13 protein-coding genes are annotated in these 13907 nt (G+C 46.1%); 2 read left to right on the forward strand and 11 right to left on the reverse strand.

All coding sequences use genetic code 11. From position 1 onward, the window contains the following. Nucleotides 1-117: 117 nt before the first annotated feature. Together FHW36_RS29100 and FHW36_RS29105 are read right to left on the reverse strand one after the other, a co-directional pair. Nucleotides 118-1011 (reverse strand): class I SAM-dependent methyltransferase, encoded by an 894-nt coding sequence (locus FHW36_RS29100; protein WP_145674848.1) that lies wholly within the window; start codon nucleotides 1009-1011, stop codon nucleotides 118-120. A gap of 25 nt (nucleotides 1012-1036) precedes the next feature. Then, the gene (locus FHW36_RS29105; protein ID WP_145674849.1) at nucleotides 1037-2584 is read right to left on the reverse strand and encodes an acyl-CoA mutase large subunit family protein; all 1548 of its coding nucleotides are present in this window, start codon (nucleotides 2582-2584) and stop codon (nucleotides 1037-1039) included. 22 nt (nucleotides 2585-2606) lie between these two features. Between FHW36_RS29105 and FHW36_RS29110 the strand changes: the two genes are divergently transcribed. Further along, nucleotides 2607-3590: a M23 family metallopeptidase gene (locus FHW36_RS29110; protein WP_186452671.1), complete on the forward strand. Its 984-nt coding sequence runs from the start codon at nucleotides 2607-2609 to the stop codon at nucleotides 3588-3590. A gap of 3 nt (nucleotides 3591-3593) precedes the next feature. Here FHW36_RS29110 and FHW36_RS29115 read toward each other — a convergent pair whose 3' ends face one another. The 4 genes from FHW36_RS29115 to FHW36_RS29130 all read right to left on the reverse strand — a co-directional run bounded on the left by FHW36_RS29115 (nucleotide 3594) and on the right by FHW36_RS29130 (nucleotide 7577). Then, nucleotides 3594-4118 (reverse strand): DUF7935 family protein, encoded by a 525-nt coding sequence (locus FHW36_RS29115; protein ID WP_145674853.1) that lies wholly within the window; start codon nucleotides 4116-4118, stop codon nucleotides 3594-3596. Between the two features lie 149 nt (nucleotides 4119-4267). Continuing rightward, the gene (locus FHW36_RS29120; RefSeq protein WP_145674855.1) at nucleotides 4268-5461 is read right to left on the reverse strand and encodes a pyridoxal phosphate-dependent aminotransferase; all 1194 of its coding nucleotides are present in this window, start codon (nucleotides 5459-5461) and stop codon (nucleotides 4268-4270) included. A 135-nt stretch (nucleotides 5462-5596) separates the two neighbouring features. Continuing rightward, a complete protein-coding gene (locus tag FHW36_RS29125) occupies nucleotides 5597-6331 on the reverse strand; it encodes a DUF4397 domain-containing protein (RefSeq protein ID WP_145674857.1) in 735 nt (244 codons plus the stop codon). A gap of 28 nt (nucleotides 6332-6359) precedes the next feature. Next, nucleotides 6360-7577: a serine hydrolase gene (locus FHW36_RS29130; protein WP_145674859.1), complete on the reverse strand. Its 1218-nt coding sequence runs from the start codon at nucleotides 7575-7577 to the stop codon at nucleotides 6360-6362. A gap of 214 nt (nucleotides 7578-7791) precedes the next feature. On the opposite strand from FHW36_RS29130, the gene secDF reads away from it, so the two are divergent. After that, complete coding sequence (gene secDF, locus FHW36_RS29135; RefSeq protein ID WP_145674861.1) at nucleotides 7792-10947, forward strand: protein translocase subunit SecDF; 3156 nt, start codon at nucleotides 7792-7794, stop codon at nucleotides 10945-10947. 91 nt (nucleotides 10948-11038) lie between these two features. Here the strand turns inward: secDF and FHW36_RS29140 are convergent, their stop codons facing one another. From FHW36_RS29140 to nusB, 5 genes are all read right to left on the reverse strand, one after another. Continuing rightward, nucleotides 11039-11341: a HesB/IscA family protein gene (locus tag FHW36_RS29140; protein WP_145674864.1), complete on the reverse strand. Its 303-nt coding sequence runs from the start codon at nucleotides 11339-11341 to the stop codon at nucleotides 11039-11041. A 74-nt stretch (nucleotides 11342-11415) separates the two neighbouring features. Beyond that, on the reverse strand, nucleotides 11416-12012 hold the full coding sequence (coaE, locus tag FHW36_RS29145) for a dephospho-CoA kinase (protein ID WP_145674866.1): 597 nt from the start codon (nucleotides 12010-12012) through the stop codon (nucleotides 11416-11418). 109 nt (nucleotides 12013-12121) lie between these two features. Then, complete coding sequence (gene yajC / locus FHW36_RS29150) at nucleotides 12122-12466, reverse strand: preprotein translocase subunit YajC (RefSeq protein ID WP_246121254.1); 345 nt, start codon at nucleotides 12464-12466, stop codon at nucleotides 12122-12124. Nucleotides 12467-12495: 29 nt separating this feature from the next. Next, a complete protein-coding gene (locus FHW36_RS29155) occupies nucleotides 12496-12939 on the reverse strand; it encodes a DUF1573 domain-containing protein (protein ID WP_145674869.1) in 444 nt (147 codons plus the stop codon). A gap of 38 nt (nucleotides 12940-12977) precedes the next feature. Further along, complete coding sequence (gene nusB / locus FHW36_RS29160) at nucleotides 12978-13907, reverse strand: transcription antitermination factor NusB (RefSeq protein ID WP_145674871.1); 930 nt, start codon at nucleotides 13905-13907, stop codon at nucleotides 12978-12980.

Here is a 13907-nt window from a genome sequence, read left to right on the forward strand (position 1 = left end):
AAAGAATATTGATTTTTTAAGATATTATCTCAAATTGATAAAATGCACCATCAAAAAAGAAGAGGCTGTACCATTTATTTATGATACAGCCTCTTGCTGTTTAGTATATGTTCACGGTTATAATTTACACTCGTATACGATAGAACTGCAGCGATCTACTGTTTTCAATCCTTTCCGGTAGGAGCGGAAGCCGTGGAAGAAGCCCTGGAACAGGCGGCTTTTACCGGTTTTGTATTTTTCACTCAGCAGGCTTACATAAAAGCCATCAAACACCATGGGATGTTTCTTTACCAGCCTGATCTGGTGTTGCGCCAATAAACTTTCCATCGAAGCAGGAGAGAAATGATAGAGGTGGCGGGGTACATCGTAGGCCGCCCAGTAAGCTTTATAGTAATCTGCATCAACGGAAGTATAGTTGGGAACGGCTATCAGTAACGATCCGCCTGGCTTCAGCAGGGTACGGATATGATCGAGGTAACGATGCAGTTCGTGCACATGTTCCAGTACATGCCACATGGTAATGGCATCGTATTGCCCTGCAGGTAAAGTGTATAATGATTCAATGGGTAACGCGGTGATATTGTAGATATCTTTTGCATTACGGCGGGCATTTTCGTCGGGCTCCAGGCCGGTGACGGTCCAGCCGCCCTGTTGCATATAATGCAGGAAAGCGCCAGTGCCGCTGCCTATATCCAGCAGGGTGCCGGTTTTGATGCCGGCGGCATTGCGTACCCAGTTTTGTTTGGAGCGCAGGGTAATTTTCCTGACACTGTGATACAGCCGGTTAATAAGTCCCTGTTTGGTTTCAGAATGGGAAATATATTCCTGCGATTGGTAATAGCGGCCAATGTGGGCGCCATCGGGCACATTTTGCGTAAAACGGCCGCCACAGCCTCCGCAATGGAAGATGTTAAAGGATTCGTTGGATACAGTGTAGTCTTTGGCAGTAAGCGCTTCGTGTATCTGTGAAGAACCACAAAGCGGACAGTTGTTGTGATAGATTAAACTCATTTGAATGTTGAATACGCTGATATAATTATTTATATTCTCCCCATACTTCTCTCAGTACATCTGATATTTCACCCAGTGTACACAGGTGTTCTACGGCTTCCAGTACCAGCGGCATCAGGTTTTCGCTGGTACTGGCGGCCTGGCGTATACGTTGCAGGGAATTTTGTACCGCTGCATTATCCCGCCGTTCCCGCAGTGATTGCAGGCGTGCTGATTGTATGACGCGGATACTATCGTCGATACGGAATACTTCCGGTGCCACATGATCAGCCGCTGTAAATTTATTAACCCCGATGATTATTTTCTCATTATTCTCAATTTCCTGTTGATATTTATAAGCGCTGCGGGCTATTTCATCCTGGATAAAGCCTTGCTCTATAGCGCTGACAGCGCCTCCCATGGCGTCAATTTTATGAATCAGTTCCCAGGCTTTGCCTTCTACTTCGTTGGTGAGCGCTTCTACGTAAAAGGAGCCGGCCAGGGGATCTACCGTATCGGCCACGCCACTTTCATAGCCAATGATCTGTTGGGTACGGAGCGCAATACGGGCGGCTTCTTCCGTGGGTAACGACAACGCCTCATCGTAGCCGTTTGTATGCAGCGATTGGGTGCCTCCCAGTGTGGCTGCCAGGGTTTGAACCGCTACTCTTACAATATTATTCTGCGGCTGCTGAGCGGTGAGCGTGCTGCCGCCGGTTTGTGTATGGAAGCGCAGCATCTGTGCCTTGGAATCGGTAGCACCTAGTTCCCGCGTAATATGTGCCCACATACGGCGTGCTGCCCGGAATTTGGCAACCTCTTCAAACAGGTGGTTGTGCGCATTAAAGAAAAAGGAGAGCCGTTTGGCAAAAACATTAATGTCCAGTCCTTTCTCCTGCGCTGCTTTAAGATAGGCTTTCCCGTTAGCCAGTGTGAAGGCAAGCTCCTGCACGGCATTTGCGCCGGCTTCCCGAATATGATAGCCGGAAATGGAGATGGTGTTCCATTTAGGTACTTCCTTGCTGCACCAGGCAAAAATATCCGTAATCAGCCGCATAGAAGGCTGGGGTGGATAAATGAATGTGCCTCTTGCAGCATATTCTTTCAGGATATCATTTTGTATGGTGCCGGAAATTTTCTTCAGATCGGCGCCCTGCCTTTTGGCAAGGGCAATGTAAAGCGCCAGCAGTATAAATCCTGTGGCGTTGATAGTCATCGAGGTGGATATCTGCTCCAGGGAAATACCTTTAAACAATATCTCCATATCCTCCAGCGAATCTATGGCCACACCTACCTTTCCTACTTCTCCCTCTGCCATTGGATGATCCGAATCATATCCTATCTGGGTAGGCAGGTCAAAGGCAACGCTCAGTCCCATTACGCCCTGGCTCAGCAGGTAATGATAACGTTTATTGGATTCTTCCGCCGTGCTGAAACCTGCATACTGCCGCATGGTCCATAACTTATCGCGGTACATACTGGCATGTATACCGCGGGTAAAAGGAAAGCTGCCGGGTTGTTCTTCCATGGCTACCGGCTGTGTATACAGCGGCGCGATTACAATCCCCGAATCGGTTTGAATGGTCTTTTCCATAGTGTCTATAACTAGCGTTGCAATGTTACATAATTATTATGGTACTTCGCCGCTGAGAAAAATATTGATAATTTGTGTCAAAGTTTGGCTGGCCATTATGATCATTTATTGTTTACTAGGTATTACCCTTGCCCTGGCTTTATTTAGTTTATACCTCGTTTGGAAAGCCGGTAACCGCCCACTGCGCGGCACTTACAGCTACCTGCTGCTCGGCCTTTCCATGGGCTTATTCCTCTATTTATTTGGTACCTGGGTATATCTTTCTATTTATGCCAAATACGTTTTTGGCGTCCTCCTATTATTATGTATAGCTGCCTATACCTTGCGGAAGCATGATCATTCGGCCCGCCCGCTGCCCCGATGGAAGCACTATTGCAACCTGTTGTTTACCGGGCTGTTTGTTTTACTCGATATCGGTTACTTTACCGGTAGTACCGGCCACCCTCACACGGTGGAGCTGTCGTTTCCTTTCAAACCAGGTAAATACTTTGTACTACAGGGTGGTAAAGGCCTGCCTACCAATGTATTTCATTTTAGTCTCCGTGGCGCTATCTATGCCATGGATATCGTAAAACTGAATCCACAGGGAGGACGTGCCAGGAAGATCTTTTCCCGGCAGCTCGACGACTACGGTATTTTTGGCGATACGGTATATGCTCCCTGTGACGGGTTGGTACTGCGGGCGGAGAGCAATAACCCCGATAATATTCCACCCAATATGAACAGGGGGCCCAAAAATACCAACCAGGTATTGCTGGAAACTCCCGGTTATTATGTTTTCATGGGCCACCTCAAGATGGGAAGTGTATGCGTAACCGAAGGACAGTATGTGAGACAGGGAACCGCATTGGGCTGTGTGGGCAATTCGGGCTTCAGCACAGAGCCTCACCTGCATATACAGGTACATGCAAAACAGGCCGGCATCCCCTGGTACCGGGGACGGCCGCTGTATATATTATTTAACGGGAAAGGCTATCTGCTGAATGAAGTAATTACCGAGAAATGACCGCTATCTCATTACTTTCTTGGCTTCTGCATTGATAATCTGGGAAGTGAGTTCGGCAGGAGATTCGCCCGCCTGCATAAATACCTCCAGTATCTGTTTGTTTAACTCTATGGCTGGTGCATCCTGTGGCAATTGTACCGCTACCTGGTTAATAACGGAGATCGTTTGTTCTTTCAATGTTTTTACCGCCTCCCAGGTCATCGCCGATACATAAATCTGTTGGGTAATGTTATGTTCGTATTCGGCTTTAATATTCTGTACCATGGCTATCTGCATGTCTACAGCGCTGAGCCCCGGCTGGTAAATACGCCCGATCAGGCTCTGCGGCGTGATCCGGTCTACATATAACGCCATCCGTTCGTAGGCCTGCAGTTGTAATGGCAACACAGCAGCATTTACCGGGGGCTGCTTTTCATCTGCGGCTGTTCCGGCAGGCTTGTTCTTTTTGAAAAGGTCTTTTATGGTCGGATATACAATGGCTATTGCCCCCGCGGCAATGGCTATGTATAGTATATTATTCAACTCCATCGTTACATGTTATAAGAACAAATATATATAATATATTTATATATTGGTATCCCAACTCATTAATTTACAAAAGATAATCCTGATGCGGTTTCCTTTCCGGTCAGAAAAGAAGCACACCAGGATTATCATAAAATAGTAGTTATTTTTTCTTACGCCAGTTTGGCCAGCCAGGTTTTCATTCTTTCCACCCCTTTTTCCAGTTTATCCATGCTGGTAGCATAAGAGAGGCGGATGCAGTTAGGTTGCTGGAAAGCCACGCCTGTAACGGCAGATACATTGGCTTTATGCAGCAGGTACATACAAAGGTCGTCGGCGCCTTTGATATGTGAATCTTCGAACGATTTATTAAAGAACGCACTTACATCTGGAAACATATAAAATGCGCCCTCGGGATCGTTTACTTTTAATCCGGGAATGCTTTTCAGCGCCTCATGTATAAATGCGCGGCGTTTTTTAAATTCTGCCACCATCGCTTCCGCGGTACTGAGATCGCCGGTGAGCGCGGTCACAGCAGCCCGCTGTGTAATAGAACAGGTAGCTGAAGTAAATTGACTCTGAATTTTATCACAGGCTTTGGCAATATCCAGCGGTGCGGCCATAAAGCCCAAACGCCAGCCGGTCATGGCAAATCCTTTACTCAACCCATTGATGATAATGGTGCGGTTAATCAGATCACCAAACTGGGCAATGCTTTCATGCTTGCCTACATAATTGATGTATTCATATATTTCGTCGGAAATGATAAATATCTGCGGGTGTTTGGCAAATACAGCGGCCAATCCTTCCAGCTCCGCCTTGGAGTACACCGAACCAGTGGGATTACAGGGAGAGGAGAACATAAACAGCCTGGTTTTAGGCGTAATGGCTGCCTCGAGCTGCGCAGGCGTAATTTTATAATTGTTTTCAATGCTGCAGGGCACAAACACTACCTCTCCCTGGCACAGGCTCACCTGCTCGGAATAGGTAACCCAGTACGGAGTAGGAATAATCACCTCATCGCCCGGGTTTACAATACTCAGTACTGCATTAGCCAGGCATTGCTTGGCGCCGGTGGATACCACAATCTGTTCTGGCGTATAGTCAAGACCGTTATCTCTCTTAAATTTATGTACAACTGCCTGCTTTAATTCCGCAATGCCTGCCACCGGGGTATAGTGAGTAAACCCTTCATCGATCGCTTTCTTGGCGGCTTCCCGGATATGTGCCGGCGTATCAAAGTCCGGTTCTCCGATGCTGAGGTCTACGATGTCTATACCCTGGGCTTTCAACTCACGGCTGAGTTTAGCCATTTTAATTGTCTGAGGCTCGGAAATCCGTGACAGCCTGTCTGCTAATTGATTCATATCTTAACATTGTACCGCAACAAACCTACTGAAAAAAAGTAGATAATACATGGAAAGATCATACAGGGCTGCCATACAAACGCAGAACGGGCCGCAATCACGGCCCGTTCTGCGTTTGTAACAACAATATTTTTACTAGTTGTAGTAGCTATAGAAAGCATTTACCAGCGGTTTATCTATTCCAGTGCTACCGGAATTACCTGCATAATAAATAGTATACACATTACCAGTGTTTAATGACCCTACTCTCAACTGTGTAGAGTTAGCAGTTGCCAGTACTTGATCTGTACCTGCTCTTTTAATGGTAACGGTGTTATTGACGCTGAAGTTACTGAACTGCACAAATTTAGTTGCAGCATACAGATCGCTCAATCCCATGGGATTTCTGTTACTGTCGATCCTTTCGCTACCTACATAAAAATCTACTTTATCTGTACCATTCGACAAGTTCAGACAACGGATGTTAATTTTATTACCATCTGCAGAAGTGAAGTCTGACTGAATAACAACAGATTTGACCGGGTTCCCCATGGCAATGTAGGTATAAAAGGCGGTGGAATCGTAGTTGGTAGTTACACTGGTGATAACGCTATCGCCTTTTTTGTTTTTCAGGTCAAATTTATGGAGACCACCATATACCGCGTAACGGTAGTAAGAGCTGAAAGTAACATTAGTGGTATCGTTGCTGATTTTCTGGTCATTGTCATAGAACGAAGCAAAAACAGGGCTGTTGGAAACGTTCAACACAGTGATCTGCGCCTGTGCCCTGGGCGGTGTGTAGTTATTATTACTTTTCAGACAGGACGAAAATCCGGCTACTCCGGTCAACAGGGCAACAACGGCCCATACGCGATTTTTCTTGGTTAGCATTTTGCGCTCAGTTTTTAAAGTTGTGTTATTAGTCAGATATTTTTTCATCATTTACAAACCGGAAACGGGAAAGATCGGGCAATACAGCTTTGGGCCGCGCTTTTTCCGCTTCATAAATAACTTCTCCCAGTGTACGGAGAAAGGGTTTACCCGTTTTTTCAAAAGCTTGTTGATCATCTCCCAGGATACCCGTTGTATTAACAAAGATGCTGGCGGACAACAAAAACTCTGTGTTATTGGCAAAATCCACAATATAGGCAGTATCAGTTAAAAATCCGTATGCCCAACCGGGTTTGTTAAAGATCCGGATGCTTGCCGGAATCCGGGAGTGCCGGCTTCCTCCAAAAAGCAAAAACCGGGTATATGCCTGGTGGTATTGCTTTGGGTTGTAGCGTGGATCCGTTGATTCTTCCGGGTATTGCGACATACACCGATACAAAAAACTATAATCTTTGCTAGTTAAACGGAAACGTTGTCGTTTTGTTACAGCCTCCGGAAAAATTATGCTGCGTAGGATATGATGCAGGTCGGCGAGGGGAAGTTTATTACGGTGCGAGAAGTTCATGGGATAAGGTTCCAGCTGATCGAGATGGTTATAGTGACTGGTACCGGCGAAATCCGTTCTCGCTGAAAATGCCAGGGAGCTGTATTGGGCGGCCTGACGGTAAAATACCTGGTTGTCCACCCGGAACAAAACGGCATTGGTATGCCTGTTGGCTTCTTCATAGAGGGGAAGACCCACCCGGTGCCTGATCTGCGCCTGGTCATACCCCATTTCCCATAGGCGCCGGTTAAAGGTTTCCTGCCCAATCAGTTCATATAGCCGGTTGAAGGCGTCGTTGTCGCTGGTAAGAAAGATTTTTTTAATATAATGCCCCACGGAGGGCACGCCGGCGGCCGCTGAAGGGTCGCTATCCACCCCTGAATTGATATCGGGCAGCGGTTCGGTAAACATAGGTGTGGTCTGGTCCAGTCCCGGTACCTGTAGATCGTGGAGCTTTTCCAGGGCCAGGGCGGCGGCAGGCAACTTAACCGTGGAAGCAGGGTAGAAGTAAGTATCCGGGGATACCCCGTACCGGTATTCTGTAAAATGCGGCACCTGAGTCTGGTCCCTGTCTATCCGGGTAAAAATTACCTGTAAACGGTACCGCTCAGGATCACTAAAAATCTCGCCCAGGCGCTTTTTTTGACTTTTCAGCAAAGCTCCCAGAAAATTATCTGTTGCCGGATAATGTGGCGTTTGCATATATTTGTCGTTGTTATTGATTGTAAAGCAAAGGAATAATATTAAAAAGACCACAAACCAGGATCTGCAGATTTACAAAAAAGTATGCCAACCAGCCAGCAAACGCAGGCGCATACTGATTTTGCGCGTCTTTTAACAAGGGCTTTAATATATCGATTTAAATTCTATCTTTGCAACTCTTAAAATTTTTTTTTATAAACCCGAAACAAACAGTATGCAACTTAAAGGACTGGTAAGATTTTTTGCCATCGCACTGATCCTTATCTCTTTGTACCAATTGTCCTTCACGTTTTTAGTGCGGAACTATGAGAAGAAGATAGAGCAGCAGGCCGAAAACGATGTGGCCAAACAATACCCTACACCTGAAAAGAAATATCCTGGCAGTCAGGAACTGCAGAGTTTCTACTCAGATACACTGAAAGGGTTTATTAAACAGAGGAGACAAGAGATTTTGGACAGTACCAGCAGCACGAAGATTGCAGGTTTCCCATGGAATGTCAACTACACCAAGGCTAAAGAAAAAGAATTGAATCTGGGTCTGGATCTCGTGGGTGGTATGAACGTGGTACTGGAAGTAAACGTGGAAGACGTGATCCGCGCTTTATCCGGTCAATCCAAGGACGCTGCATTTAACAAAGCGCTGGAAAGGGCTAATGAACTGAAAAAGTCTAACCAGGCCGATTTTGTTACGCTGTTCGGACAAGCATACGCCGAAGTAGCACCCCAGGGTAAACTGGCTACCATCTTTGCCAACGCCTACCAAAAGGATATCAACTTTAACTCCTCTAACCAGCAGGTACTGGACATGATCCGCAAGGAATCACGGGTGGCTATCAAAAATACCTATATCGTACTGCAAAAACGTATTGATAAATTCGGGGTAGCACAGCCAAACATCAGCCTGGACGAGAATAAAGGGCTGATCTCCGTGGAACTGGCGGGTGTGGACAACGCCGCCCGCGTGCACAAATACCTGCAGGCTACTGCTAACCTTGAGTTCAGGGAAGTTTACAAAAACAACCCGGAGTTTATCCAGAATGTGCTGACGCCCATGAACGAGGCGATTAAAAATACCCTCAACACGCATGCGCCCGCAGCAACCGCCAGCACCGACACTACGGCAAAAGCGTCTGCTACTGCTGCCACCAAAGAAAAAACGGATACCAGTGGAAGCCTGACCTCTTACCTGTCTAAAACGGATACCAGTAAGAACGCCAGCAAAGAACTGCAAATCAAAGAACAGCAGAAACAAAATCCGCTGTTCATGGTACTGTTCCCGAATGTAGACATGCAAACCGGTTCTGTTTATCCGGGCCCGTCCATCGGAAGAATTTTACCTAAAGACACTGCCACTTTTAACCGTTACCTGCAAATGCCTGCCGTTAAGGCGGTACTGCCTAAAGATGCAGTATTTGCGTACGGTCCTGAAAATAAAGAAGATAAGCACGGCCCCATCGCGGTTTATGTACTGAAAGTAAACCCTGCTAACCCTGCTCCCCGTGTAGGCGGCGAAAGAATCGTGGACGCCCGCCAGGATATGGACCAGAACAACCAACCGGAAATCAGCATGACCATGGACAACGTAGGCGCCCATGAATGGAAAAAGTTGACCGGCGAACTGGCCCCTACCAATCCCAAAGATCCAACCACCCTCAACTATGTAGCCGTAGTACTCGATAATATCGTTTATTCCGCTCCGTCTATCCAGGGTGAAATCGCAGGTGGCCGCTCTTCCATCGCTGGTAGCTTTACCATTGAAGAAGCGAATGACCTGGCCAACATCCTGAAATCCGGTAAAATGCCGGCTCCTGCACAAATCGTACAGGAACAGGTGGTAGGACCTACCCTCGGCGCTGAATCTATCGCTGCAGGTGCGAAGTCTTTCATGATCTCCTTTGGAATCATTTTCGTACTCATGCTGGTATATTATAACTCTGCCGGCTGGGTGGCTAATATCGCGCTGGTGCTCAACCTGCTGTTTACCTTCGGTATCCTGGCTTCTATGGGCGCTACGTTAACAATGGCCGGTATCGCCGGTATGGTACTCACTATCGGTATGGCAGTGGATACCAACGTAATCATCTTCGAAAGAATCAAGGATGAACTTACCCATGGTAAGTCCTACCACGACGCCGTGGCAGATGGTTACAAACGTTCCTATGCACCGGTACTGGATGGTCACGTTACCTCCCTGCTCACCGCCTTCATCCTGTTCTACTTTGGTTTAGGTCCGGTACTGGGCTTCGCCACTACCCAGATCATCGGTCTGTTCCTGTCCCTGTTCTGCGGTATTCTGGTATCCCGTATGGTTACCGATTTCTGGATGAAGAAGAAAAGACACTTCGAATACTTTACTCCTATTTCCCGTAAAGTATTTAAACATGCTTCTTTCGACTTCGTAGGCAAACGTAAATACGCTTATATCATTTCCGCTGTGGTAATGGTAGCTGGTATCTCTTCCTTCTTCCACGGCTTCGACCACGGTATCGATTTCTCCGGTGGCCGTAGCTACACGGTTCGTTTCGAACACCCAATGAACAGACAGGAAGTGGCAGACGTACTGAAAAAGGAATTCGAATCTGAAGTATTCGTTAAAACTATCGGTAGCACTAACCAGTTAAATATCACTACTTCTTATAAGATCGAACAGCAAAACCTCGCTGTAGATAAGGAAGTAGCTGATAAATTATACAATGGCCTGAAGAAATTCTATGACAACTCCGTTACACAGGATGTATTCAATAACCGTTATGTAGTAGGATCTCAGACCGTATCGCCGACCATTTCAGACGACTTAAGGGCTGGTGCAGTAAAAGCAACGATACTGTCTATTGTGGTGATCTTCCTGTATATCCTGTTACGTTTCAGCAAGTGGCAGTACTCAATCGGTACTATCTTCTCTCTGCTGCACGACGTACTGGTTACACTGGCAGTGTTCTCCTGGTGCCGTTCTTTTGTACCATTCACCCTGGAAATCGACCAGCACTTCATTGCGGCGATCCTGACAGTAATTGGTTTCTCCATGAACGATACCGTAATCGTGTTTGACCGTATCCGTGAGTACTTCAGAACCGGTAACCATGGCCGTAACAGGGATGTAGTGATCAATAAAGCGATCAACGATACCCTGAGCCGTACCATTATGACCTCGCTGACCGTGTTCCTGACCATCCTGATATTGTTTATCTTCGGTGGTGAAGTAACCCGTGGTTTCGCCTTCGCTATGTTAATTGGTGTGATTACCGGTACTTACTCTTCCATCTTCGTGGCTGCTCCAGTACTGGTTGACTTCGACAAGAAGAACCAACTGGCTAACGAATCAGATGCGGTAGAAGTGACTGCTCAAAAAGCAACACCTGCTACTAAATAAGTGAGATAACTGAAATAATGTTTGATAAATAAAAAACCTCCTGGTCATCCGGGAGGTTTTTTTATGTGTGTCAGGAAAATAAAAAGCAGTATTAGCTGCCGGGTTGCCTGAATACAAAGCCCGTAGCCTCTTCGCCTTGCTGATAATCTATTTCCATGCCCATCAGGTACATGCCATGCGCTTTCTTCACAATGACCGGGATACCATCAACTTCGAAGAGGTCGTCATCTTCCATCCGGGCATCAAATCCCAGCATATAAGCCATACCGGAACAACCGCCTCCCTTTACGCCTACGCGCAGGAAAGGAGCGTCAGTAGCACCCTGTAACAGGTCCTTTATGATGGCTGCCGCCTGGGCAGTTAGTTGTATGGGAGATATATTCGCCTTGCTCATCTTTTCATCCATATTTTTATCAAAGTTAGGGAAACGGCCAGCGCGGGATACTACCGGTATACCCAAGGTAACCGCTAATGGGCGGCAGCCAGTGCCAGCAGCTGTTCATGCAGGGCCAATACCTGGGGAATGACCATCCGTTGTTCATCGTTATAAATAATGTAGTCGCTCAGGCGCATTTTAATGGTTTCATCAATTTGCTTGTTGATACGCGCCAGTACTTCATCGCGGGTAACGTTATCACGCTTCATCACGCGATGTATCCGCAGTGGCTGCGGGGCAAAAACACCGATGATCTTATCGAGGTGGTGAAAGGATTCTGTTTCAAATAACAGTGCGGCCTCCTTTAATACATAGGGGGCCTTTTGTTGTTGTGCCCATTGGTTGGAGTCGCGTATAGTAGCGGGGTGAACCAGGGAATTGAGCAGCGCCAGCTGGCGCTTGTCGTTAAATACGATATTGCCCAGGTATTTCCGGTTTAATACGCCATTTTCATCGTATACTTCTGCTCCGAAATGGGCTTTCACAGCTGCTATCAGCTCTGAATCCCTGGTCAGGATATCCTTTGCCCTTTCATCGGCATAATAAACAGGAACGCCTAATAGTTCAAATATTCTACTAACGGTACTTTTCCCGGAGCCAATGCCGCCGGTGATGCCTATCTTTAACATGCCTCAATTTAAATAAAAATAGGAATTACCCTATATGAATTACGGAGTTGCGGGTAGATATCACTATCTACTGGCAACTCCGTAATAAAATGGATAACTCCGTAATGTCTTATTTGGTATCAGCTGCTTTTTGCTGAGCTGAAGTATATTCCATGCTGATGGCAGAACGTTCGATAACGAAACTAGTTCCTGGACTAACTTCCATTAATACGGTATTGTTATCGTTAATTTTCTTCACTTTACCGTGTATACCGGCAATAGTAACGATTTTATCTCCTTCCTTCAGATTATCGATAAATTGTTTCTGCAGTTTAGCTTTCTTAGTCTGTGGGCGAATCATGAAGAGCCACATAACGAGAATCATACCACCAAAAAACAGGAACGAAATCATGGAGCTACCTCCACCTTGGGCTCCTGCCTGAGGTGCCATTAAAGAAATGTTCAGGATGTTCATCTATAATTGATTTAATAGTTTAATCTGGGCTACTTGGTAATAATATTACACTGAATCTTAGGACCTAGCACATAGCCATCATTATTATTGATTTTAACAGAGATTTCTTTCTCCGTATAACCAGATTTACCATGACTGTCGAAAATTACTTTCATATAGCCCGACTGGCCTGGTTTGATCGGTTCTTTGGGCCATTCCGGTACGGTACATCCGCAGCTGGAAATAGCATCTTCAATGAGCAATGGGCTGGTGCCTGTATTCGTGAATTTAAAGGAATACTCTACTTTTTCACCTTGTACAATCTCTCCGAAGTTGTGTACCTTTTCTTCAAAAGATAAGGCAGCGGATTGACCAGCCTCATTTTTTTGCGCACTACCAGCGGTTCCGGTCGCGCTGGCATTGTTTTTTGCGCTGTTGTTGCAAGCCGCTATCAGCAGGCTTCCACAGGCGAGTAAACAGAACAGTCTTTTCATGGTGTTGCTATTTTTTAGGTAAAAATAACTTTTCCCACTTACTTTTTGGGACGGTCCTGTTTCTGCACTAACTGCTCTTTTTCCAGGTCTTTCAGGATGTTATCAAGAATACCGTTGATAAACTGGCCACTTTGCGGTGTGCTGTAAGCTTTTGCCAGGTCAATGTATTCGTTGATAGTAACCTTGGTAGGAATAGTCGGAAAATAGAGAAATTCACATACGCCCATTTCCATCAGCAACATATCTACCGCGGCAATACGCTCAGAATCCCAGTTTTGCAGTTTAGGTTTGATCAGCTCCAGGCAGTACTCTTTTTTATCCATTACTGTCAGCAGCAGCTCCCGCGCATAATCCAGTTTCTCTTTACTGATCAGTTGGAGGAAGTTGAAGAGATGAGGTTTGTTGAAATAGTTATTGATCAGAATCCCCATCATTTCCTCATCATCACCCCAGTGCAGGAAGGTGTCTTCCATATGCTGGGCAAATAATTCACTTTTTGCCAGTATTTCTTTATAAATGAACTCCAGTATTTCCTTTTCACCGGCTTTAGTGCGGCTGTTATCCGCGATGTAAGCCTTATAGGTATCGGTAGCCACTAACTGGTTATATAGCTTTCTGAGAAGATCGTCATCCGTATGCAGCTTCATCTTCCACTGCTCCAGGTTCACCTGGAACCCCTTATCATTGACTATCTGGAAAATAAACTCATTTCCTGCAATTTTGGTATTTACCTGCAGGTCCTCGGCAGAGGGCAAGTGTTTGGAGGCACGGGCAGCCGCATCAATTTCTGCATATTGCGCTACCTGTACTACTGAATTAAGTATGTAGGTAAAGATCTGGCAGGTTTGGTCCAGCTTCTCATTCAAAAGTCTGGTAGCCGTACCTGGCTTAATGCTGCTTTGCTCCATCGTTTCCAAGGCATAAAGTGTTTGCATCACCTTTACCCGGATGTTTCTTCTACTGATCAT

Origin of the sequence: Chitinophaga polysaccharea (assembly GCF_007829335.1) — a bacterium.
In the GTDB taxonomy this organism is placed as follows: Bacteria; Bacteroidota; Bacteroidia; order Chitinophagales; family Chitinophagaceae; genus Chitinophaga; species Chitinophaga polysaccharea_B.